The organism is Pseudomonas mendocina (assembly GCF_003008615.1).
Lineage (GTDB): Bacteria > Pseudomonadota > Gammaproteobacteria > Pseudomonadales > Pseudomonadaceae > Aquipseudomonas > Aquipseudomonas mendocina_C.
Genome location: NZ_CP027657.1, coordinates 5,070,678 through 5,094,149, shown reverse-complemented (window position 1 = coordinate 5,094,149; position 23,472 = coordinate 5,070,678). Strand labels below are relative to the sequence as shown.

At 61.5% G+C, this 23,472-nt stretch carries 21 protein-coding genes; 15 read left to right on the top strand and 6 right to left on the bottom strand.

From position 1 onward, the window contains the following. Positions 1 to 479: 479 nt before the first annotated feature. Positions 480 to 1,442 (bottom strand): bifunctional GNAT family N-acetyltransferase/nucleoside diphosphate kinase regulator, encoded by a 963-nt coding sequence (locus C7A17_RS23560; protein ID WP_106741226.1) that lies wholly within the window; start codon positions 1,440 to 1,442, stop codon positions 480 to 482. Between the two features lie 193 nt (positions 1,443 to 1,635). Between C7A17_RS23560 and C7A17_RS23555 the strand changes: the two genes are divergently transcribed. Next, positions 1,636 to 2,019 (top strand): DUF7693 family protein, encoded by a 384-nt coding sequence (locus C7A17_RS23555; RefSeq protein ID WP_234035843.1) that lies wholly within the window; start codon positions 1,636 to 1,638, stop codon positions 2,017 to 2,019. Here C7A17_RS23555 and C7A17_RS23550 read toward each other — a convergent pair. After that, positions 1,994 to 2,479, bottom strand: a complete 486-nt coding sequence (locus C7A17_RS23550) for a PA2169 family four-helix-bundle protein (protein ID WP_106741221.1) — start codon at positions 2,477 to 2,479, stop codon at positions 1,994 to 1,996. The genes C7A17_RS23555 and C7A17_RS23550 overlap by 26 nt on opposite strands. Positions 2,480 to 2,569: 90 nt before the next feature. After that, positions 2,570 to 3,034: a PA2169 family four-helix-bundle protein gene (locus C7A17_RS23545; RefSeq protein ID WP_106741218.1), complete on the bottom strand. Its 465-nt coding sequence runs from the start codon at positions 3,032 to 3,034 to the stop codon at positions 2,570 to 2,572. A 443-nt stretch (positions 3,035 to 3,477) separates the two neighbouring features. Here C7A17_RS23545 and C7A17_RS23540 point away from each other — a divergent pair, with 443 nt between their 5' ends. Further along, complete coding sequence (locus C7A17_RS23540) at positions 3,478 to 3,891, top strand: CopD family protein (protein ID WP_106741216.1); 414 nt, start codon at positions 3,478 to 3,480, stop codon at positions 3,889 to 3,891. 76 nt (positions 3,892 to 3,967) lie between these two features. Here the strand turns inward: C7A17_RS23540 and C7A17_RS23535 are convergent, their stop codons facing one another. Beyond that, the gene (locus C7A17_RS23535; RefSeq protein ID WP_106741214.1) at positions 3,968 to 4,429 is read right to left on the bottom strand and encodes a DUF2231 domain-containing protein; all 462 of its coding nucleotides are present in this window, start codon (positions 4,427 to 4,429) and stop codon (positions 3,968 to 3,970) included. A 144-nt stretch (positions 4,430 to 4,573) separates the two neighbouring features. On the opposite strand from C7A17_RS23535, the gene coxB reads away from it, so the two are divergent. From coxB to C7A17_RS23500, 7 genes are all read left to right on the top strand, one after another. Next, on the top strand, positions 4,574 to 5,464 hold the full coding sequence (gene coxB, locus C7A17_RS23530) for a cytochrome c oxidase subunit II (RefSeq protein WP_106741211.1): 891 nt from the start codon (positions 4,574 to 4,576) through the stop codon (positions 5,462 to 5,464). Next, the gene (ctaD, locus tag C7A17_RS23525; RefSeq protein ID WP_106741209.1) at positions 5,461 to 7,992 is read left to right on the top strand and encodes a cytochrome c oxidase subunit I; all 2,532 of its coding nucleotides are present in this window, start codon (positions 5,461 to 5,463) and stop codon (positions 7,990 to 7,992) included. Before coxB ends, ctaD begins: the two co-directional genes overlap by 4 nt. Next, complete coding sequence (locus tag C7A17_RS23520) at positions 7,992 to 8,345, top strand: hypothetical protein (protein WP_106741206.1); 354 nt, start codon at positions 7,992 to 7,994, stop codon at positions 8,343 to 8,345. Before ctaD ends, C7A17_RS23520 begins: the two co-directional genes overlap by 1 nt. Further along, complete coding sequence (locus C7A17_RS23515; RefSeq protein ID WP_106741203.1) at positions 8,336 to 9,145, top strand: cytochrome c oxidase assembly protein; 810 nt, start codon at positions 8,336 to 8,338, stop codon at positions 9,143 to 9,145. Before C7A17_RS23520 ends, C7A17_RS23515 begins: the two co-directional genes overlap by 10 nt. Before the next feature lie 423 nt (positions 9,146 to 9,568). Beyond that, on the top strand, positions 9,569 to 9,883 hold the full coding sequence (locus tag C7A17_RS23510) for a hypothetical protein (RefSeq protein ID WP_106741201.1): 315 nt from the start codon (positions 9,569 to 9,571) through the stop codon (positions 9,881 to 9,883). 12 nt (positions 9,884 to 9,895) lie between these two features. Further along, positions 9,896 to 10,360, top strand: coding sequence for a hypothetical protein (locus C7A17_RS23505; RefSeq protein WP_234035842.1), 465 nt, complete (start codon positions 9,896 to 9,898; stop codon positions 10,358 to 10,360). A 119-nt stretch (positions 10,361 to 10,479) separates the two neighbouring features. Then, entirely contained in the window at positions 10,480 to 10,704 is a 225-nt protein-coding gene (locus C7A17_RS23500; RefSeq protein ID WP_106741198.1) for a PLD nuclease N-terminal domain-containing protein, read from the top strand. Positions 10,705 to 11,314: 610 nt separating this feature from the next. Here the strand turns inward: C7A17_RS23500 and katE are convergent. Further along, positions 11,315 to 13,456 (bottom strand): catalase HPII, encoded by a 2,142-nt coding sequence (gene katE, locus C7A17_RS23490; protein WP_106741193.1) that lies wholly within the window; start codon positions 13,454 to 13,456, stop codon positions 11,315 to 11,317. 275 nt (positions 13,457 to 13,731) lie between these two features. On the opposite strand from katE, the gene C7A17_RS23485 reads away from it, so the two are divergent. After that, positions 13,732 to 14,256, top strand: a complete 525-nt coding sequence (locus tag C7A17_RS23485) for a DUF4142 domain-containing protein (RefSeq protein ID WP_106741191.1) — start codon at positions 13,732 to 13,734, stop codon at positions 14,254 to 14,256. A 17-nt stretch (positions 14,257 to 14,273) separates the two neighbouring features. Here the strand turns inward: C7A17_RS23485 and C7A17_RS23480 are convergent, their stop codons facing one another. Further along, on the bottom strand, positions 14,274 to 14,756 hold the full coding sequence (locus tag C7A17_RS23480) for a CinA family protein (RefSeq protein ID WP_106741189.1): 483 nt from the start codon (positions 14,754 to 14,756) through the stop codon (positions 14,274 to 14,276). Positions 14,757 to 15,003: 247 nt separating this feature from the next. Between C7A17_RS23480 and glgA the strand changes: the two genes are divergently transcribed. From glgA to C7A17_RS23455, 5 genes are all read left to right on the top strand, one after another. Continuing rightward, a complete protein-coding gene (gene glgA / locus C7A17_RS23475; protein ID WP_106741187.1) occupies positions 15,004 to 16,539 on the top strand; it encodes a glycogen synthase GlgA in 1,536 nt (511 codons plus the stop codon). Further along, positions 16,539 to 18,293: a malto-oligosyltrehalose trehalohydrolase gene (gene treZ / locus C7A17_RS23470; RefSeq protein WP_234035841.1), complete on the top strand. Its 1,755-nt coding sequence runs from the start codon at positions 16,539 to 16,541 to the stop codon at positions 18,291 to 18,293. The genes glgA and treZ overlap by 1 nt, the downstream gene beginning before the upstream one ends. Continuing rightward, complete coding sequence (malQ, locus tag C7A17_RS23465) at positions 18,290 to 20,344, top strand: 4-alpha-glucanotransferase (protein WP_106741184.1); 2,055 nt, start codon at positions 18,290 to 18,292, stop codon at positions 20,342 to 20,344. The genes treZ and malQ overlap by 4 nt, the downstream gene beginning before the upstream one ends. After that, a complete protein-coding gene (locus C7A17_RS23460) occupies positions 20,337 to 23,114 on the top strand; it encodes a malto-oligosyltrehalose synthase (protein ID WP_106741182.1) in 2,778 nt (925 codons plus the stop codon). The genes malQ and C7A17_RS23460 overlap by 8 nt, the downstream gene beginning before the upstream one ends. 98 nt (positions 23,115 to 23,212) lie before the next feature. Continuing rightward, positions 23,213 to 23,470, top strand: a complete 258-nt coding sequence (locus C7A17_RS23455) for a DUF2934 domain-containing protein (RefSeq protein ID WP_106741180.1) — start codon at positions 23,213 to 23,215, stop codon at positions 23,468 to 23,470. The last annotated feature ends 2 nt before the right edge of the window (positions 23,471 to 23,472 follow it).

Below are 23,472 nucleotides of genomic sequence, written 5' to 3'. Positions count from 1 at the left end.
AAATGCCGCACCTACTGGGGATTCCTGGCATTTCGCTCAGGAGTCGGAGGTTTGATTGGTCAGAAATCAAGAATTCTCTTCAGTGATAGAGATTCTGCTTTTATATTTCAAAAAATTATCAATCCGCGGTGACAGTGCGTTGCTGGTCGCTAGCAGTAGCATCTGCGATCCTGGGCTGGTTTTCCCAGGCGACTTTTCCCAGGCGACTTCGTCAACCGGAGTAGCGTTCCAGCGGCAACTCGAGTCATATCCAGTCGCTGTGAACTGAGGGACAGAATTGCGGGCAGAGAGACTATCGTAATGCATATAGATATTCGCATAATGTATATTATGTTAAATATCATGTGGCACAGCTACCCAGGGTTGTCCCGTTCATCTACGTCCGACCTGTGGCAGACGGTTCGCTTCAGGCACGGAAAGCACAACCCTGCCCGCTGGGGAGCTTCGTGCCTGATGCGCGAACACTGAGCCAAGCGCGATTACAGATGGAAATCGCCTGCGGCCTCCGGCTGGTAAAGCACTTTCCTGATCTCAATCCGGCGAGTCCGATCAGAAATTTTCCAGTCGATGGTGTCCCCCTCCTGATAGCCCAGGATGGCGGCGCCGATGTCGGAACATACAGAATGCTTCCCGGCGCTGCTGTCCGCGTCTTCCGGGTAGACCAAGGCCACTTCGATCGCCTCGTCGTCCAGTTGTAGCAAGGCCCTGGAGTTCATCGTGACGACAGTGCGCGCCACCTGCTGCGGCTCAACGACAATAGCTCGCTCAAGTTCATGCTCGAGTTCAACAACGGCTGGGCCCTGCTCGAGCACAATCAGGCTCTCGAGCCTGGCCTTGTCGATTTCAGTGATGCAGATACCAGTGGCGTCGCCAATGGCACCTTCGCGCAAGAACTGACGATAGCGCCCCGCCGTCATGGAAAATGACTTCAATGTCGGTGTTTCGTTCTCAAGCAGAAAACCACTGCGCAGAAAGGCTTTCAGCGAGCGCACGTTGTCCGGGTGGATCTTGGCGATGAGCTTCTCGGCCCGCATGTCGAGGAAAGCCAGTTTCATGCCTTCGCGGATCGTACGGGTGCCGAGGTTCCGACCCCATTTATCGCTGTCTCCGATGGCCAGGACTATCTCGCAATTCGAGCCAGTCTTGATGAGGCGGACAAAGCCCACCGGTTCGTCATGCCGGTCATAGGCCATGAAGAATCGACCGCCCTGGTTGAACAGATGGGTCAGGATCGGCAATTGAGTCCGATCGATGGCTTGCTCAATGGAGCGGGAAACATGGCGTGAGTCGCTCAGATAACAGGTGACTCGCTCATCTTCCAACCAATCCATCAGCGTCAACGCGTGTGCCCGAGTAATTTCAGGGCACAGCGAAATGAAAGGCTTGTTCATCTTCACCACATTTATATGTAAAGGATGAAAGCCCTTCATGGCTATGGCCATGACGGTTCTTTCGGCAACCGGTTACTTTAAGGCATAACGCGAGTAATGCCGAGCAGCCTGCGCATCTAGGGCGGCGTAACAGCTGATACGAGATTTCCTCATAGGCTGCGTTTACAAAGCTCGTCGCAACGTCAGTACTGTCCCCTTCCCAACTAGGATCAAAGGCTATGAACCACAGGCAAACTCCTCAAGCATGAAGAAACCCATTGATCCTGTGCCAATGAATCACGACACGCTCACTGCTCGCGAGGCCTGTCAGGTGTTGCGGGAGATCGCTTTGGGTATCCGCGTCATGCGCCGTGTAGATCGCTCGCCTCAACCAAACTGCGGTCTGATGACCATAGAGGTCGATGACTGGGTGATCAGGCTATATCGCGAGGATGAAACGTTGGATTACTGCGACAGTTGCCATTGCCCGGATGGGCGTGCCTACGCCTTCAGCGCATCGCAATATTTCGGCACGGATCCGCTCGAGCTGTTGAGCACATGGGAGCGCGCTCAACTGGAACGGCTCTTGATGGAGGCATACGCCCCCTCCCCGCTGCCGGACTTCAGTCCTGACCCGACTCGGTTTTGAGCATGCCAAGATGTGGCCATTGCTCGCGTGCTGTTTGCAGCTGCCTCGTGCGCTCTAGCGCCCGTTGATGATGTTCAGCCAGTTGCTGACGGAACTCCGCTGAAAGCTCCTGCGTAAGCAGGGTTTCGAAGCCTCGCCTGACCTGTATTTCAAGCTCTAACGCGGTGTTGAGCCTGGTTCGATCATCGACAGGCACGATCAGCGACTTCACCTCATACCACCAACAGTTCTGCCACAGTCCGACCAGACTGATGTGCTGTGCAGGACGGCCACCGTAGGTGGTGATCTGGGTGTGCAGGCAAGCGATCAATGCGCCATATTCCAGCTCGCGCTCGCTAAGGAAATCGCGCACTTCTGCAGCTTGAGCGCTTCCGGCGAGCTGCCGGCAGGTTTGTTGTCCATCCATGCAGGCGACCTGCAGATGGTTGAGGTGGGTGATGGTCTTGTCCAGCGTGGGCATGCGATACGCCTCCCGTCACGTTCGCGCAGTGAGCCTGGGGCGGGCATTAAGGGCCAGGCGGCGCGTGGCGCGCCGCTGGCCGACGATGAGTCAGCTCCGCGCGCGCTCTACGTCGCGCAGCGCCCGTACTTCATCGTGATTGCGCAGCACCCCTTCGTATTGGCGCTGCACGATGGCTCGGATATCGGTCGGCAGGTTCTGAGCGAGGGCCTCGCTGTAACGCTCCTTGGCCACGTCCTCACCACGTTCGGCTTCGTTGAGGATTGCCGCTTCGTCCTTGCCGGTGACCAATGACTTCAGGTCGACCCAGCGACGGTGCAGATCCGCTCCGATGCTGGTGCTATCTTCCGGCTGGCCACCATTCTCCAGTACGACTCTCTGCAACTCCTCAGCCGCCTCGGCGCATTGTCGCGAACGGCGTGTGAACAGCTGCTTGATATCCGGGCGAGTAATGTCCTCGGCACAGACCTTGAAACCGGCCTCACCGTCCTTGCAGGTCTCGATCAGTTTGTTGAGGGTGCGGACAAGTTCTTTGCGATCGTCAGTGAGATCCATGATTCGTCTCCGGGCCGAATATGACGGCCAATGCTGGGTGAATACCCCATGGCGGGGTGTACATGGAATCCGACGTACTGCTGTGGATGATCGTTCAGGTAATTTTGCAGGTGCTCTCCTGCGCCCCCTCCTCCTCTTCTCGACACCATGAGCCAGGGCCGCCACCTGTAGGGTTTCCCTGTGACCACATGAAAAATGCTGAACGCTGCACTGCAGCAGGACTCTGTTCCTTACAAGGGAACCCTGTGTGCCCTGCTGCCCCGAATGCATGACCCGAGCTGCGGCGCCGCACTGTTTCACGCCTTCTCCTTGCGGCAGTTCCTTTATTTCCATTGGCCTGCGTGCGCAAAGTCCCTGCCGGAGATGGGCCGAACTCATGCCCGGTACCACAGTCACAAAAACGTGACCGACACCGGCAACGAACGGAGCAAGGGAGAGCATCGATGCCACTACTGAAGCTGCTGCACTTCATGGCCCTGATTTGCTGGTGTGGTGCGCTGCTATACCTGCCGGCGATGATCGCGGCGGGAACCCGCAGCAGCGACGAACTCTTCTATCGCGATCACACCCATCTGACTCGTGCGGTGTTCAACCTGGTCGCTACCCCGGCTGCGCTGCTGGCGATCGGTTCGGGCACGGCCCTGTTCCTGCGCGACTCCCTTTTCGACGCCTGGCTGATCGTCAAGCTCACGACGGTAGCCGGCATGGTGATCTGTCACGCCCTGTGCGGTGTATTGATCCTGCGGATCGAGCGCGACCCGCAACCTGCGGTTGGGGGGCAGTGCGTGAGCATCGGTGTGCTCATCGCCACGTTGATCAGTCTCACCCTCTGGCTGGTACTGGCCAAACCCTTCTGAAAGAGGACTCGATATCGCCATGTACGGCTCCCGCTCACAGCCCATTGTCGGAGCAGAGGGATACTGCGGCGAATGTTCAGACGCTGGTATCCACCCCGACGCCATACTCGTACACCAGACGACCGCCCAGGTAAGCGGCGACAGCGATCAGCAAGGCTGTCAGCAGCGACAGATAGAGTCCCCAGAGTTCCATCCCCTGCTCCGCCCCGGCGTAGCGCAGCAACCAGTTCAGCGAGGCCAGCGACAGCATCATCACGGCGATGATGGCGTGGCACCAGGCAGTGATCTTGCGACGGATGCTGGTGACGGTGAGCAGATCGACCAGGCCGGCCAGGCTCGCTATCCAGCCGCCGAAGGCACCGACCCCGGCCAGCCACAGGCTGGCCCGTGCCCAGAATGGATCGCCCAGCAACAGGTAGGCGAGGTCGCTGGCCACCAGACCGAGCAATGCGGCAACCGGAAAGTGGATCATCATCGGATGCAACGGATGCCCGGCAATGGCTGCGCGACTGACGATAGGTTCGTTGACTTCGGCCATCCGGCCCTCCCAGAGCAGGTGAGTGAAGATACCCGGCAGCGCCAAAGACGTTACCCGTGCCTGCAATTGACCACACTCATGCTGGCAGTTCCGCTTATCTCTGCCTGTTCAGGGCCGCAATCGGCGCTCGACCCAGCAGGACCAATGGCTCGTGAGGTGGCGATCCTGTGGTGGGTAATGTGCGGTTTCTCCAGCGTCGTGCTGTTGGTGGTCACCGCGCTATGGGTGTACGCCATGCGCCGTGCACCGCGCCAGGTCGATGCGCAAAGAGCGCGGGTGATCACCTTGCGCTGGCTGGTCGGTGGCGGCCTGATATTGCCCAGCGCGAGCATCATCCTGCTGCTGATCTTCGGCATTCCCATCGGGCATCGCATGCTGCCGCTGCCCCTGGTCGGCGAGCAGCCCCTGCGCATCGAGGTGATCGGGCACCAGTGGTGGTGGGAGGTGCGCTACCCGGATAGCGGTGTGGTGACCGCCAATCAGTTGCACCTGCCTGTGGGCCGGCCGGTGGATCTGGACGTCACCAGCGCCGATGTGATCCACGCCTTCTGGGTGCCACGACTGGGCGGCAAGATCGACATGATTCCTGGCCGTCACAACAAGATCCGCCTGCAGGCCGACCTGCCCGGCACCTTTCGTGGTCAGTGCTCGGAGTTCTGCGGAACCCAGCACACCCACATGATCCTCAATGTGCAGGCGCATGAAGAAGACGACTTCGAGGCCTGGCTGCAGGCTCGCCGTGAACCGCAGGTCACCGCCCTCCCCGGCGCGGCCGGCGCAACCTTCGCCGCTCGCTGCGGCGAATGCCACCGCGTGGTGGGCATTACCGATGGTCAGCGAGCGCCGGATCTGACTGATCTCGGCTCGCGCGCCAGTCTCGGCGCCGGCGTGCTGGCAAACGAGCCCGGAGCCGTCCTGCGCTGGTTGCAGGAGCATCAGCGGCTCAAACCTGGCAACGCCATGCCGCTCAATGACGACCTCGACCCCGACCACCTCAGCGCCATCGCAGACTGGCTGGAGACCCTGGCACCGTGAGCAACGACAAGACCGACAAGGCCCACGATCTGGATCAGTTGCACGACCAGTTCAACGAAGTCTGGGGCAACCCGCGCGGCTGGAAAGCCCTGACCATCGTCAACCACAGCACCATCGGTATCCGTTTCATGCTCACAGGGCTGGGCTTCTTCCTGTTCGGCGGGCTGCTGGCCATGTTGGTGCGCACGCAGTTGGCGATACCAGGCTACACATTCCTCGAACCGGACATCTACAACCAGGTCTTCACCATGCACGGCACGGTGATGATGTTCCTGTTCGCCGTGCCGATGATGGAAGGTCTGGCGGTCTACCTGATCCCGAAGATGCTCGGCGCGCGCGACCTGGTGTTTCCGCGCCTGTCGGCCCTGGGCTACTGGTGCTACCTGTTCGGTGGGCTGATCCTTTGCGCCAGCCTGTTGCTGGGCATCGCACCGAAGGCCGGCTGGTTCATGTACACGCCACTGTCCAGTGCGGTGCATACGCCGGGGCCGAACTCGGACTTCTGGCTGATCGGTATCACCTTCGTGGAAATCTCCGCAGTATCGGCCGGCGTCGAACTGGTGGTGTCGATCCTGCGTACTCGCGCCGAAGGCATGTCGCTGAACAAGATGCCGATCTACGCCTGGTACATCCTGGTCATGGCGATGATGATCGTGGTCGGCTTCCCGCCGCTGATCCTCGGCAGCATCCTGCTGGAGTTGGAGCGCGCGCTCGGCATGCCGTTCTTCGAAGTGGCGCGCGGCGGTGATCCGATCCTCTGGCAACACCTGTTCTGGCTGTTCGGCCATCCTGAGGTGTACATCATCTTCCTGCCTGCTGCGGGCATCGTCTCGACCCTGCTGCCGGTGTTCTGCCAGCGCCCGCTGGTGGGCTATCGGTGGGTGGTGCTGGCGATCCTCACGACCGGTTTCATCAGCTTCGGACTGTGGGTGCACCATATGTTCACCGTGGGCATTCCACAGTTGGCGCAGGCGTTCTTCTCGGCAGCGAGCATGCTGGTGGCAGTGCCCACGGGTATCCAGGTATTCGCCTGGATCGCCACCTTGTGGCTGGGACGGCCGCAATACCACGTACCAATGTTGTGGCTGGTAGGCTTTCTGATCATCTTCGTCTGCGGTGGGCTGACCGGGGTGATGCTGGCCCTGGTGCCGTTCGACTGGCAGGTGCACGACACCCATTTCGTGGTGGCGCACATGCACTACGTGCTGGTGGGCGGCATGTTCTTCCCGCTGCTGGCCGGCATCTATTACTGGCTGCCGCATTTCTCCGGACGCATGCCATCGGCGCGCCTGGGCAAGTGGGGATTCTGGCTGGTGTTCATCGGCTTCAACGTCACCTTCCTGATCATGCACTGGACAGGGCTGATGGGCATGCCGCGGCGTATCTATACCTACGAGGCCGGCCTGGGCTGGGACTTGCCCAACCTGGTGTCGTCCATCGGCAGCTTCATCATGGCGATGGGGATTGCCACCATCCTGCTCGACATCGTCCTGCACTTTCGTTTCGGCCAGCCGGCGCCGAAGAACCCGTGGAAGGCCGACACCATGGAGTGGGCCACCAGCCTGCCGCCCTGCCCCTACAACTTCGTCAGCCTGGCCAAGGTCACCCAACGCCACCCGTTGTGGGAGAACCCGGATCTGCTGGAAAGCATCGCCCGTGGCGAGCACGCGCTAACGGTGATCGACCACGGTCGCCGGGAAACCTGGGGTGTCGAGCCGCTGACCGGCAAGGTGCGCGAGATCATCCACCTGCCCGGCAATAGCTGGCTGCCCTTCATCGCCTCCTGCTTTATCGCGGTGGTCTGCCTGGGCCTGCTGAGCAAGTTCTACTGGGTGTCGCTGGCGGCCACCGTCGCCGCGCTGGTAATTCTTTTTCGCTGGAGCTGGGAGAACGGCGCTCACCCGAACGCCGCACCGGATGCCAAAGTCCAGCCTGGCGAGCCACCGCTGCACTCGCGCACCTGCGACGGCCCCGGTCTGTGGGGCATGGGCGTGACACTACTGGCCAACGGTGCCCTGTATCTGGCGCTGCTGTTCGGCTGGTTCTACTTGTGGACGGTATCGCCCAACTGGCTGGTGCCCGATGCACCGGTGATCGATCAGCGCCTGCTGCTGGTCAGTGGCGTGTTGCTCGCCGTCGCGGTGCTCTGGCAGCGACCAGTGCTCAAGCGGCTGCGCAAAGGCCAGGGCGAACCGCGCACCCTGCTCACCTGCTTCGTCGGTATCGCCGCCCTCGGTCTGCTGCAATCGGCGCTGCTGTTATGGACGCTGTTGGGTGGCGATCTGGCGCCGCGCGCCACCGCCCATGACGCTGTGATCGTGGTGCTGCTGGTCTACAGCCTGGTGCATTGCCTGCTGGCGGCCATCCTCAGTGCCCTGCAGGCGCTGCGCGTGTATCACGGCTACGTCTGCGCGCTGACGCCATACGAGCCACTGGTAGTCGAGCAGCTCTGGCAATACAACCTGGTGGTGCTGTGGATCACCTACTGCTCGGTGGTGCTGTTCCCACCGACCTTCGGAGGTGTCTGATGCAGCCGCTGTGCTCACCCTACAACCCTATCCAGATTCCGCTCGGGCTGGTGCTGTGGAGCCTGTGGTTCGTCGCGCTTTACGGTGGTCTGTCGGTGGGCTGCGCACTCGCTCCGCCCGCGCCGGAGCAAGGCCAGTGGAACTGGCTGAGTGCCGTACTCGGTCTGTTCAGCCTGCTCACCATGGCGCTGCTGCTGTGGCTGGCACGGTTGTTCCAGCTAGCCGCCCGGCGTGAGGTCGAGCGCCATGCGCGCTGTTTCGCCGCGCGACTGGCCGCTGGCGTTCATCTGATCAGTGCCATCGCCACACTGTTTATCGCCATCCCGACTCTGAGCCTGCCTCCATGCGTTTGATCGGTATTGCCCTGCTTGTTTCGTTCCCTGGCATTGCCGCCGCTCACGGATTGTTCGACGGCCACCTCGAAGAACGCCTGCCGGTCTGGCTCAGTGCGCTGCTGCTTGGCACGGGCTGGCTGCTGTACATCATCGGTTGTCGCAAGGTGCGGCCGCATGGCCGCGAGGCGCTGTGGATGCACCTGGCCATGGTCATCACCGCGCTTGCGGTATTCGGCCCGTTCGACGACTGGGCGGAGAACAGCACCAGCCTGCATATGGTTCAGCACATGCTGTTCATGATCGTCATTGCCCCGTTCTGGGCGCTCGCCCGGCCGCTGCCGCAATGGCGCGCGGCGCTCGGCCCGAAGATTCAGCCGCTATACGCCAGCATCCTGCGCAGCGGTCGCTACCCGGTGGCGCTGGCCATGCTGCACGGCGCGATGATCTGGGTCTGGCACACCCCCAGCCTGTACATGCTGGCGCTGGAAAACACCTGGTGGCACGTGGTCGAGCATGCCTGCTTTCTGTTCAGCGCCTGGCTGTTCTGGTGGTCGTGCCTGCGTGCCAGTCCCAACCAGGTGCCACACGCGCTGATGGCCATACTGTTGACGCTGATGCACACCGGCTTGCTGGGGGCGCTGCTGACTTTCGGTAACACCCCCTTCTATGGCGAATCGCGCGACCTGGCTGACCAGCAACTGGCCGGTCTACTGATGTGGGTGCCGGGCAGCCTGGTCTACCTGGCCGCTGCTGGCTGGATCACCTGGCGCTGGCTGACCCGTATCTGGCGGCGACAGGTTGCTGCACAGGATGTCTGAAAGCCGGCAGCGGTATCGTTCGAGTATCTGAATATTCATCCCCACCACATATATCCACCTGTACTCCCCAGTGCATGGCCACCGATAGTGGCATTTCCAATTTTCGTTCAACGACTTTCTGTATTAAATCCAGTGGCGTGCTGGCCCGACTCGGCCTGTAGATATAGGTTCAATCTATTTTTTCTGTCACGATATATTCATGTCACCGAATACTCCCCATAAGACCTTGTAAATAAACGGCAGCGCCACATTTCATCGGCATATCAACAAGGCTGTTACCCCACCTTTCACACGCGGAAGATGAAGCGATTAACTTTCGCCGAGTGATGTCATTTTAATATTTATTAATACTGATCGTCCCGCTTGTTGGAATGCCGAACATATATGGCTATGTTTTGTGGGTGCTATTTAAAGGAGTCACACATGAAATACGATCTGAACGGTATTAGATCAGAGCTGGCCGAATATGATGTCAATATGACGTTACGTCCGGATAACAGTGTCATACTTACTGTCGTCCATAACGGCAAACGCCTCATGCGCGTTATCGACACGAGCATCACCACTCAGGAAGTCATTCGCTTGATCAAGTTCGATATGACACTGGATGCAGACTCGGGATCGATCGCCGAAGCGGTTAAACACTGCAACAACGACCTTCCGACCTACTCCCGCGAGCCCATCTTCCGTACCTTGCACTCTCGCTTGTGGGCCATCAGAAAGCTCAAGAACCAATGAGGAGTAGCGCTGATGCTCAAACCTCACGATTCGCGGGCTGTGAAGGCCAAGGTCGAAGATCTGATGAAGAAAATCCGGAAACAGTGTTCGGTTCAAGACCGGGTTGCCTGCGAGTGGCCCTATATCGCCGGTTCGACCTGCCTGCTGGTGCTGTTGGTTTGGCAACCCCTCCGGCAGCCGTCATTGACGCAGGCATTTGCCGAGCCAGACGCCCAACAAGCCACGGGAGTTTCCTACGCCGCCCAGCGCTCCCTGCAACAGATCGATACGAGCTGCACCGAGCGCGTTGTCGATGAACACTGTGGTCAGGAATGCAGCGTTGACAAGGCCACGTCCGCTCAGAGCGGCCGAGAATACGAGTTCAGTCGCTCGCTCCTGACCTGTGTGGCCAATCAGGCCAAACCGTCTCAGCAGGCCGAGACGGATAAACCCCACAACCTGATGATCGAAGTGATCAAGTCGAATCACTCGTTCTGACCCCAACGGGTCGATCCCTCCTTTTCTACGCCTTTCGTACTGCCTACACCACCCGGCTCATTGACCCAATGATCGGGGTGGTTGTCGACCGTTATAGATTTGCGCAAGGAGGATCGAGCATGTCGGACTTTCTCATCTATTCCGCCATGGCGGTGGCGGCCATCATCATTCTGATCGAACTGTGGGCAATCATCAGCGTCTTTCGCAGCGACGAACCGATTGCTACCAAGACGCTCTGGGCATTGTTCATCTGGATCGTTCCACTCATCGGCATTATTGCCTGGGTAATAGCCGGGCCAAGAGGCCACGGTAAAGGGCCAAGTTCTCCGGAGCACAGCAAGTGATCGAATCTAATATTCTGCCTGAGGCTTGCCTATTCATCCGGGCAGGGACGTCGGATGATTGAAGAAGTTGGCTTTCGCCAATGGATTATTTGCTTTTTACAGCACCTGTACATGCGTAAAGGTAAATAAAAGATTGGTACAACTGCCTGGGGTTTATTGTGACATGCAGTAATTGTGCACATACCGACGAGCAGTGTGCGCTGGCACGCCTTGATGATCGCAATATCCAATATGGAGGAGGCGTCGAGTTATACCGTGACGACGTTGATGACGGGTAAATCCAACTTGGTTATGGTGTCAGTCAACGACGTCTGGTCTTGCCGGTAAATATATTCGGCACGCCAAGCCACACAAGCAGAAACAAACTTTTACCAGCTTGAAGAATCCCTCACAGAGAGGATCACAACGATGAACACGAACAAGAAATCTGCGCCAAGGGATAAGCCTCAACCTGCAGAAGATCGTTGGCTATACGATGACCCAGGGAATGAAGATCCCGGCTCCCAGCTCGATGGGCCGGTTCCACTGCGTCCTCGTCCCGAGAAGCCCGCGGCGCCTGTCGACGTCGAACCACAGCAAGACGCGCTGCAGCGACGTCGATAGCGTTGATTCAGGCAGGGATGGCCTTGGCTCGTGCCTCACGCTCCCAGATGCGATGCTGCTTCAATGCACTTTCGAAGCGTGTGAACAGCGGATCGAAGCTGTCACCCGTCACCAGGCCCTGATCCTCGTCCAACCCCAGTAGGGAGGCCAGTTGAGCGGCGTCCCCACTCAAACCGATGGGTTTTAGGTGCTTGTAGGCCTCCATCAGAAAGTGCTTGGCTACCCCATCGCCTTGCAATGTCTTGAGAACATGATCACCGCCCGGCACGAATACCGCGTCAACGGTAATGGACGGATCCGTCGCGAACGAGCCAGCCGGTTGCAGGAGCTGGCCATCGGAACTCTTGAGCGCGGCCACCGACGGCCCGAGCAGCTTGGCTATGGCCCCGGCATTGTTCAGTGCCTTGAGCAGGCTGTTGACTTCATCGGCCTTGCAGCCTGGGGTAAGCATGACGGCTATGCGGCGGCCACGAATATCGTCGGGCAACAGATTGACCTGACTGAGCGCAGGCGAGACCTGAGCGCTGTCGCCAGAGGTGGCGGCCGAAGTGCTGTCCAGGTCGATTCCCAGGTTCTCGGCCACGCGAAGCGCCAGCAGCGGATCGATGTGGGCCAATATCTCCTTCACCTGGCGTTCGCGAATGAACACCCGCTCGACTTTCGACAGTTCGAAACTGTAGGCATCGACGATGTGCTGCTGCTCGGTCTCGCTCATGCTGCGCCAGAACAGGCTGGCTTGTGAGAAATGGTCTGAGAAGCTGGCGGAGCGAACCCTTACCTTGTTCCCTTGCAAGGGTTCGGGGTAGGAGCTGAATCCCCCCTTGCTGGCTGCCGGAGGCGTTTCCCGCGGCCAGTTGCCGTCTATCGAATTGGGCTCGTAAGCCGCCCTGCCCTTGTTGATCTGCTGCCGATGCGGGGCATCACGCTGGTTGTTGTGAAAAGGACAAAGCGGCCTGTTGATGGGGATCTCGTTGAAGTTCGGGCCGCCCAGCCGCAGTAGCTGAGTATCGGTATAGGAGAACAGGCGTCCCTGCAGCAGCGGATCATTGCTGAAGTCGATGCCCGGCACGATATGGCCGATGTGAAAGGCCACCTGCTCGGTTTCGGCGAAGAAATTGTCCGGGTTGCGATTGAGCACCATGCGCCCGACCAGTCTTACCGGCACCAGCTCTTCGGGCACCAACTTGGTCGGGTCGAGCAGGTCGAAACCGAAGCGCAGGGCGTCCTCCTCGTCCATGACCTGCAGGCCCAGCTCCCATTCCGGATAGAGCCCGTTCTCGATGTCTTCCCACAGGCCGCGACGATGGAAATCGGGGTCTTTGCCGGCAAGCTTCTGCGCTTCGTCCCAGACCAGGGAGCAGACGCCGGCCTTGGGCCGCCAGTGAAACTTCACCAGCTTGCTCTGCCCTTGCGCATCGACCAGACGAAAGCTGTGCACGCCGAAGCCCTGCATGGCGCGATAGGCGGTCGGGATCGCACGATCGGACATGGTCCACAGCACCATGTGGGCCGATTCGGGCGTGAGCGAGACGAAGTCCCAGAAGGTGTCGTGAGCCGAGCCGCCCGTAGGAATCTCGTTGTGCGGTTCAGGCTTCACCGCATGCACGAAGTCGGGAAACTTGATCGCATCCTGGATGAAGAACACCGGCATGTTGTTGCCGACCAGGTCGAAGTTGCCTTCGTCGGTGTAAAACTTCACCGCGAAACCGCGCACGTCGCGCACGGTGTCGGACGAGCCGCGTGGCCCCTGAACGGTGGAGAAGCGTACGAACACGGGGGTGCGCTTGCCGGCTTCGCCGAGGAAAGAGGCACAGGTCAGATCGCTTGCCGCTTCAGTCACCTCGAAGTAGCCATGGGCCGCAGCCCCCCGCGCGTGCACCACACGTTCTGGAATTCGTTCATGGTCGAAGTGGGTGATCTTCTCGCGCATGATGAAATCTTCCATCAGCGTCGGACCACGTTCCCCACCGCGCAGGCTGTTCTGGTTATCCGCGATGCGGGTTCCGGTATTGGTGGTCAACGCCTCGCCGGTCGCGTCCTCGCGGAACTCGTCGAGTTGATCGAGTTTGGGATTGCTGTTGGCTTTGTCGAGAGCATCGACTCCCGCCATCTGACTGTCACTGTCAGCTGTGTTCGCTTGGTCTTTCATGGGCTACTCCTGGCTAGGTGCAGAGGTGCGCATGGCTGCGCTACTGCATTCTTCGTGGCCCATTACGGGCGGCCACACCTCGGGGCGTTGCACGCCCGGTATTTTTTGGAGGTAGTCCGGAGTTGTTACGTTCGACTTGAATTTTTCCGGGACGGACTTCGCCATCACGCCGTTTCGCCTGCATCTACGCGGCTTCGCTGTGACCAATTTGTCCTGAACTTCGCTGCTGTCGTGCGCTTCTACCCCTGTGAATGCACAGCACTGGAGAATCAGACATGCCCCCATTGAAACCACTTGCCCTACTGGCCATCGCCGTTTTCGCGGCCTGCGCGGTGAGCACTCTTCAGGCCGCCCGCAAGGCCGGTGCGATCAGCACCGAGGATTTCGTGGAACAGGCATCGGCCAAAGGCATCACCGAGATCGAGATTGCCAGGCTGGCTCTGGAAAAAGCCCGCAGTGAAGCCGTCAGGGGCTTCGCACAGATGATGATCGATGACCATCGGCGGGCGAATCAGCAACTGGGCGAGTTGGCCAAGCGTAAAGGCCTCGATGTGTCGGACGATGCCGAGCTGATCAATCAGGCCAAGATCATGCTGCTCAAGCTTGGTAGTGAGGAGCGCTTCGACAAGGCTTACATGAACAACCAGGTGGTAGCTCACCGACAGGCTGTCGAGTTGTTCCGCCGCGGGCTGGATGTCGATGATGAGGAGATCGCTGCCTTCGCCCGTGAAGCCCTGCCCAAGCTGGAACAGCATCTGCAGCGTGCCGAACAGCTCAATGGCGAGCTGCCCGTGGACTGAGCGTTCCTTCTATCGACTCAGGCCCGTCTCAGGCGCTCGTAGTAGTAAGGCAGTTGCAGCAGTGCATAGCGTGCGGTGTCACGACGAACCTGGTTGCGCTCGCCGTTGAACTGCACCGTCTCGCTGACGATACCCTGATGCTGATCGAGACCTATGGCGCAGGCGATGCATTGCACACCGTCCATATCTCCCGATGCTTCAGCCAGCCCGGTATTGGCCAGCGCGATATCGGCGCCACTGCGTTTCAGCGCGCCTAACGCCATTTCTTGCGCCACCTCTTCGCTGGTCAAGCCGAAGTGCTCGATGGTCAGCGGGCTGACGCCGAGGCAATGCTGTTTGGCCTCTGGCGAGTAAGTCACGAAGCCGCACTCCAGCACCTTGCCGCTACCGGAAACCTCCGCTACCAGCGACGAGATCAGCCCAGCGGTGCAGGACTCCGCGGTACACAGCCTCAGCTTGTACTTGATCAGAAAATTCACTACCTGCTCGACGCTGTTCATCTATCGGAGCCTCGTCTAGGCGCAATCGAATGCGCAGTGGAAGCCTGACCTGCGAGCAAAGTTCAACCTTTTGCCGGGCCTTCCTCGCCCAACAAAAAAAGGTCGAACCTTTAACGCCGAAGTCCCGTCAGCAAAAGAGTGTGAGGAGATCGAAGAGAGGCGGCCGAAGGCCATCTGTCCCTGTCGTTCATCGGCCTCCATCGGCCCTCGTTATGGGGTGTTCTCGGTTCCAACCCTGGAGAGATAAATGGCAAGCGCTGCAACCTCCGCCCGTATACACGAATACCCCAGCCCCACGGCGGCCGCCCAGCCACCCACGCAGATGAAGACTCAGCCCTTGCAACGCAAGCGCGTGCTGTTCGTCACGTCCGAATTCGCCGACCTGATCAAATGCGGCGGGTTGGGTGACGTCTCCGCGGCACTGCCGCGTGCACTATCGGAAAAGCACGACATCCGCATATTGATTCCCGGGTATCGCCAGGTCGTGGAAAGCGGCCGGCCCATCCGCGTCGTCGGTCAGGTACCGGGGCTGGCCGCACTACCACCTTGCCAGATTGGCCGAATGGATCTGGCTGATGGGCTGATCGTCTACGTGCTGCTCAACCCGGTGCTGTACGAGCGCGATGGCTCGCCCTATGTCGATAGTCAGGGGCTGGACTGGGCCGACAACCATATCCGTTTCGCCCGCCTTGGCCTGGCCGCCGCCGAAATGGCCATGGGCGAAGCCGGTATCCAGTGGTGTCCTGAACTGATCCACGCCAATGACTGGCCAGCAGCCATGGCACCGGCTTACATGGCCTGGCGCGGGGCCACTGCACCTGCCCTGCTGACCATTCACAATCTGGCTTACCAGGGGCTGTGCGACATGCCGTGCAGCAGCGAGCTGGCAATTCCCGAGCAGGCCTGCGGCATCGATGGCATGGAGTTCCATGGTCGCCTGTCCTTCCTCAAGGCTGGTATCGCTTACGCCCAGCACGTCACCACCGTCAGCCGCAGCTATGCGCGGGAGATCACCACGGCGGAGTTCGGCTGCGGGCTGGATGGCATGCTGCGGGGCAAGGTTCAAACAGGTCAACTCAGCGGTATCGCCAACGGTATCGACGAGAGCTGGCATCCGCAGAGCGATCCCAATCTGTTGCGGGGCTTCGCTGCCGGTGAATGGGAAGGTAAAGATGCCAACGCCGCCTATGTGGAGCAGTGGCTGAATCTGGATACGGATGGCCCGCTTTTCGCGGTGGTATCACGCCTGGTGCAGCAAAAAGGCATCGACCTGACCCTGGATGTCGCCGAGTACATCGTCCGGCGCGGTGGCCGTATCGCAGTGATCGGCCAGGGCGAACCGGCGTTGGAGGTGGCGATGGCCGAGCTGGGCCAGCGCCATCCTAGTCGTATCGGCGTGCATATTGGTTTCAACGAGAGCGATGCGCGACGCCTCTATGCCGGTAGTGACTTTTTGCTCATGCCCTCGCGCTTCGAGCCCTGCGGCCTGAGTCAGATATACGCCCAGCGCTATGCCTCGCTGCCCATCGCGCGGCGCACCGGAGGGCTGGCCGACACCATCGAGGACGGTGTCAGCGGTTTTCTCTTCGATGAACCTCAGGCCGATAGCTATCGCGCGGCCATCGACCGCGCCCTGCAGGTGTACCAGCATCCGGAGTTGCTCGAGGCCATGCGCTGCCATGCCATGCAGGCGCCGCTCTACTGGCAACAGTCGGTACGTCCATACGACCGGCTGTATCAGCGCTTGCTGGCTCATGCCGGGGCTCACAGGGAAATACGCTGATGTACAGCCATGGCGCTCGGCCCATGGCCGATGGCCGCGTGCGCTTCGCCCTGTGGGCACCCAGTTGTCGACGTGTGGAGCTGGAGTTGCAGGACGGCAGACGATATCCGATGGATCAACAGGCGGATGGCTGGTTCGTGACCTTGCTCGAGTGCCCGAGCGACAGTGGCTATCGCTATGTGGTCGACGGCCAGCGAGCGGTGCCGGATCCGGCTTCGCGGCACCAGGTCGATGACGTGCACGGCTTCAGCCAGGTTCTCGATCATGCGGCTTATTCCTGGCAGCAGCATGACTGGAACGGTCGCCCCTGGCACGAGACGGTACTGTATGAGCTGCATGTGGGCCTGTTCGGCGGATATCAACAGGTCATCGAGCACCTGCCGCATCTGGCCGACCTGGGCGTCACTGCCCTGCAACTGATGCCACTGAACACCTTCGCCGGTACGCGCAACTGGGGCTATGACGGCGTATTACCGTTCGCACCGGCCAATGCCTACGGCACGCCCGACGAACTCAAGCAGTTGATCGACAGCGCTCACGGTTGTGGGCTGATGGTATTCGTCGACGTGGTCTACAACCACTTCGGCCCGGACGGCAATTATCTGGGGCTGTATGCGCGGCAGTTCTTCTGCGAAGAGCGCGTCACGCCCTGGGGCGCGGCCATCGACTTCGGCCAGCCACAGGTGCGCGACTTCTTCTGCGAGAACGCGCTGATGTGGCTGCTGGACTACCGTGTAGACGGGCTGCGACTGGATGCCGTGCACGCCATCGACGATGACGAATTCCTCAGGGAGCTGGCCTCGCGGGTGCGCTCAGCGATACCGCAACGACGCCAGGTGCATCTGGTGCTGGAAAACGAGCATAACGCCGCGCACCTGCTGCGTGATGGCTTTGACGCGCAGTGGAACGACGACGGCCACAACACCCTGCATGCACTGCTCACCTTCGAGAACGAAAGCTACTACGCCGATTACGCCCAGGCCCCGACACGCAAGCTGGCCACCTGCCTGGAGCAGGGCTTCGTCTACCAGGGCCAGGACAATCGCCATGGCCAGCCACGCGGCGAACCCAGTGCCGATCTGCCGCCACATGCCTTCGTGCTGTTCCTGCAGAACCATGACCAGGTGGGTAACCGCGCCTTTGGCGAACGCCTGACGCTGCTGGCTGACAACGATGCACTGAAGGCGGCCACCGTGCTCTTGCTGCTGTGCCCGATGGTGCCGCTGTTGTTCATGGGAGAGGAATGGGGCAGCAAACGGCCATTTCTGTTCTTCACCGATTACCACGACGAGCTGGCCAATGCCGTGCGTGAGGGGCGGCGCAACGAGTTTGCCGATTTTTCGCAGTTCGCCGCGGCGCACAGCCGCGAGGCCATCGCCGACCCCAACGCGCTGGCCACCTTTCAGCGTTCCCAGCCGGATCTGGCTCCCGCACTGGAGCCTGAGCAGCGGGAATGGCTGGCCTTCTACCGCGGCCTGTTGCAGGTGCGTCACAGCCGCCTGCTGCCAGGCTTGCAGCACGCACTGAGCCTCGGTGCTCAAGTGCTCGGCGATGGCGCCGTACTGGCGCGCTGGCGGCTGGGACATGGCCCGGCGCTGAACATCGCCATCAACCTGGGCACCAGCGCCGTATCCCTGCCCTTGCCTGCCGCTTACGGCGAGCGGCTGTACACCCTGCGCATCGATGATGCCGATCTGCGCCAGGAGCGATTGCCAGCACGCAGCGCCCTGGTCACCCTGGAGCCTGCACAATGAGTGATCGATTACTGGCCGAGCTGGCTGAGGCCGCTGACCTGTGCATCGACTGGATCGATGCGCACGGCCGCCCGCAACAGGTCAGCCCGGAAGCGCAGCGCAGCCTGCTGGAGGCGCTTGGCTACCCGGCGCAAAGCCCCGAGCAATTGCGCGCCAGCCTGGCCGCAGTGGGACATTCACGCCATGTGCCGGGAGAAGCGAATCTACTGTTTCAGGATCAGGGCCAGCCGCTGGCGCTGACGCTCTACCCAGCTGACAGCCTCTATCGCTTGACCGATGAGCAGGGCAACGTCAGCGAAGGCCGCCTCGACAGCGATGGGCGACTGCCGGCGCAGCAACGGACTGGCTACCACCAGCTGGAAATTCGCGATACCCAGCATACTCTCGCCGTCGCACCAGCGGCCTGTCTGTCGGTTCAGCAGCTGTGCGACAAGCCGCGCATCTGGGGATTGAGCGCTCAGCTCTATGGCCTGCGCCGCACGGGGGATGGCGGACTGGGTGACACATTGGCAGTGGCGGATCTGGCGCGGCACGCCGCCAACCATGGCGCCGATGCGCTTGCCCTGAGCCCGGTGCACGCGCAGTTCAGTGCGGATGTGCAGTGCTATGGCCCCTACTCGCCCTCCAGCCGGTTGTTCTTCAATACGCTGTATGCCGCTCCAGTCACCCTGCTCGGTAGCGAACGCCTGCAGCGCGCGGTTCACAGCGCCGGGCTACAGGACGAAATGGCGCGTCTGGAAACGTTGGAGCTGATCGACTGGCCGGCCGTGGCCACGTCTCGCCAGCGGCTGTTACGCCAGCTGTACGAGGATTTCTGTCAGGCGCCTGGTGATTTGCTGGAACGCTTCGAGGCATTTCGTACTGCCGGTGGCGAGGCCTTGCAGCAGCATTGCTGCTTCGAAGCCATCCATGGTCAACGTCTGCGCGAAGGTGCCGGTGGCGACTGGCGTACCTGGCCAGAGGCACTGCGCAATCCGATCCAGGGCGCCGTGACCCGTTTCGCTGTCGAGCACACCGAGGAGCTGCGCTTTCACGCCTTCTGCCAGTGGTTGATCGCGCACGGCCTGGAATCCGCCCAGTCCACGGCCAGCGGTGCCGGCATGGGCATCGGTTTGATCGCAGACCTGGCGGTGGGCGCCGATTGTGCCGGAAGCCAGGCCTGGTCGCGCCAGGATGAACTGCTGCCCTCGGTCACCGTCGGTGCGCCGCCAGACATTCTCAATCGCCTGGGGCAGAACTGGGGTGTATCGGCCTTCTCACCGCACGGGATGCGCCAGCACGGGTTTCGTGCCTATATCGAAATGCTCCAGGCCAACCTGGCCCACGCCGGCGGCATTCGCATCGACCATGTGATGGGCCTGCAACGTCTGTGGGTCATCCCCCAGGGAGCGGAGCCACAGCACGGCGCCTACCTGCGTTATCCGCTGGACGATCTGTTGCGCCTGCTAGCCCTGGAGTCGCACCGACATCGTGCCCTGGTCATCGGTGAAGACCTCGGCACCGTGCCCGACGGCCTGCGCGAGAAGCTTGCCGCACGCAACATCCTCGGCACCCGGGTACTGCTGTTCGAGCAGGATGACATCGGCTTCGTGCCGGCCGCTCGCTGGCCCTGCAACGCCCTGGCCACCACCACCACCCATGACCTGCCGACGATCAAGGGCTGGCTCGCCGGGCGTGATCTGGAATGGCGCGTCAGGGCCGGACAGCGGGACGCGGAGTTGCTGGAAAGCGATCATGCCGAGCGTGCTGGCGAGCGTGTCGCGCTACGCCAGCTTCTGGAGCGACAAGGCTCGGTGAGCGGCACGAGCGACGATGCCTGTCTGCTGGCCTGCATCGAGCATATCGGCCGTACGCCATCAGCACTGGCCCTGCTGCCGCTGGAGGATGCCTGCGCCCTGGAGCAGCAGCCCAATCTGCCCGGCCCTGGCGATGTGCATCCCAACTGGCGGCGACGCTATCCACTGCCGGTCAACGAGCTGCTGGAACAGCCGGCCACCAGCCAGCGCCTGGCCAGCCTGGATCGTGCGCGTCAGGAGGTCGGCGATGACTGAGCTGCGCTCGACCTTGCGCCTGCAGTTGCACAAGGACTTCACCCTCACCGATGCCGCAGCCCAGGTGCCCTACATGGCGCGGTTGGGCATCAGCCATCTGTACGCTTCGCCGATCCTTACCGCGCGGCCAGGCTCGCAACATGGTTACGACGTGATCGACCCCTGCCAGGTCAACCCCGAGCTGGGCGGCGAAGAAGCCCTGGTGCGCTTGGTGGACACCCTGCGCGCGCACGACATGGGGTTGATTCTGGATATCGTGCCCAACCACATGGCCGTTGGCGGCGACGGCAACCCCTGGTGGCTGGAGGTGCTGGAATGGGGCCAGAGCAGCCCCTACGCGGCATTCTTCGATATCCAATGGCAATCGCATGATCCGCTGCTCAGTGGCCAGTTGCTGGTGCCCTTCCTGCGCAGCGACTACGGCGAGGCGTTGCGCGAAGGCACGCTGGAGCTGCGTTTCGATGCCGAGCGCGGGCGCTTCCATGCTCAGCATTTCGAGCATCGCCTGCCACTGACTCCGCCAAGTTACGACAGCATCCTGCGGGCCAGCGATAATCCGGCGCTGCGCGCGCTGGGCCAGCGCTTCGCACGTCTGGGACGGGAGAGCGACAGCCGCGCCGAGGCGCAACGGCTGTGCGCTGAATTGGCGATCCAGGCGAGAAAAGTCGCATCGCTGCTGGTCAATTTTCAGGGCCGTGACGAAGCAACGCAGAAGCGCCTGCATGCCCTGCTCGAGCGTCAGCACTACCGCGTGGCCAGTTGGCGTACCGCGGCCGACGACATCAACTGGCGGCGTTTTTTCGACATCAACGAACTGGGCGCCCTGCGCGCCGAGCACCTGGCGGTGTTCGAGCAGACCCACGCCAAGGTGTTCGAACTGATCGAGCGCGGCCTGGTCGATGGCTTGCGTATCGACCATATCGACGGCCTGGCCAACCCGAGAGCCTATTGCAGCCGCCTGCGCCGACGTATCAGCCGCCTGCGTGGCAATGCGCCCTTCCCCATCTTCGTGGAGAAAATCCTCGGCCACGGCGAACTGCTGCCACAGGAGTGGCCGGTGGATGGCAGCACCGGTTACGAGTTCATGAACCAGATGTCGCTGCTGCAGCACGACCCGCACGGCGAGTTGACGCTCAGCGAACTGTGGCAGGACATCAGTGGCCGGCCCACGGCCTTCGACGACGAGGTACAGCAGGCGCGCCGGCTGGTGCTGGAAGGATCGCTCGCCGGCGATCTGGAGGAAGTCGCCCAGCGCCTGCTGCATGTCGCCCGCCATGACATTGCCACCCGCGACCTCACCCTCGGTGCGATCCGTCGGGCACTGCGCGAGCTGATCGTGCATTTCCCTGTCTATCGCACCTATGCCCAGGCCTGTGGCCGCTCGCAGCAGGATCGCCGCTTCTTCCAGCAGGCGCTCGATGGCGCGCGGCAGACGCTGGCCGAAGCCGACTGGCCGCTGCTGCCGCATCTCGACGACTGGCTGGGTGGCGCCTCCCTGCGAGCGCTGCCGCCGGGGCGGGCACGGCGCCTGCGTGCCCAGGCGCTGACGCGCTTCCAGCAACTGACCTCGCCGGTGGCGGCCAAGGCCGTCGAAGACACTGCCCTGTACCGCGCCGGCGTGCTGCTGTCGCGCTATGACGTCGGTTTCGATGCCGAGCACTTCAGTGCACCGGTCGGGCGCTTTCATCAGGTCTGCCGCGAGCGTGCAGCACAGCATCCGCTCAATCTGCTGGCCACTGCCACTCACGACCATAAGCGTGGTGAAGACTGCCGCGCACGCCTGGCGGTACTCAGCGAGCGCGCGGCCTGGTACGCCGAGCGCGTCAGGCACTGGCGGCAGTTGGCACAGGCGCTGCGCACCAGCGGTGCGGCGCAGGCTCCGGATGGTGGCGAAGAGGGCATCCTCTATCAGGCAATCATTGGCAGTTGGCCGCTCGGGCTACGGCCGGACGACATGCAGGGCCTGCAGCACTATCTGCAGCGCCTGCTTGGCTGGCAACGCAAGGCACTGCGCGAGGCCAAGCTCAACAGCGCCTGGAGCGCGCCGAATGAGGCTCATGAGGCCGCCTGCGCCGAATTTCTCGGCAAGCTGCTGTGCGAGCCCTCCGGGCAACTCTTGCGCAATGAACTGGCTGCTACCGTGGCCGCGATTGCCCCGGCCGGTGCATTGAATGCGCTGGTGCAGTGCGTGCTGCGCCTGACCACACCGGGTGTGCCCGACCTGTACCAAGGCTGCGAGTTCTGGGACTTCAGCCTGGTCGATCCGGACAATCGCCGCCCGGTGGATTTCTCGGCACGCCTGTCCGCCCTGCAAAGCGACGATACGCCGGCCAGCAAACTGACCAGTTGGCAGGACGGGCGCATCAAGCAGTGGCTGATCCAGCAGACATTGGCGCTGCGCGCCGCTCAGCCGCGCTTGTTCAGCCAGGGCAGCTATCACCCGCTTGGCGTGGTCGGCGAGCACGCTGGCCAGGTGCTGGCCTTCCTGCGCCGCCATGGTGATGAGCACCTGCTGGTGATCGTGCCGCGCCTGGCGGCTGGTCTGTTGGGCGAGCACGGCGTACCGCACGTACCCGCACAACGCTGGGGCGACACCACGGTGGTGCTGCCTGATGAACTGCGCATCTGGCAGGCCACCGGCCTGCTCGGGCCCTACCACGCAGAAAACGGCCAGGGCAGCGTGATGGTTGCGGCTGTGCTGGCTGAGTTTCCCGTCAACCTGATTCTTCTTGAGCCCCGTACCGGAGCAGGCGATGGACGCTCCTCGTAGAACGGGTGCGACCCGCCAGATCGTCAATGGCGGGTTTCACCCGCCCTACGGCGCAGAGCTCAAATAAGTCATTCCCCGATCATTACAGGAACCACGCCATGAGCATCGATGAACAGCGCATCCGCGAGTTTGCCTTCCAGATCTGGGAGTCCGAGGGGCGCCCCCATGGCCAGCATGAGCGGCACTGGATGATGGCCAGCAAACTGGCCGAGGCCGAGTCGCAAGCCCAACTCTCGACCGTACCCAAGCCGCGGCGTATCAGTAAACCCAAGACAGTACCGTTGAGCGAAGCCGAGCAACCGGCGCTGCTGAAAAAACCACGTGCACCGCGCACGCCTAAAACGCCAAAAGCCTGAGG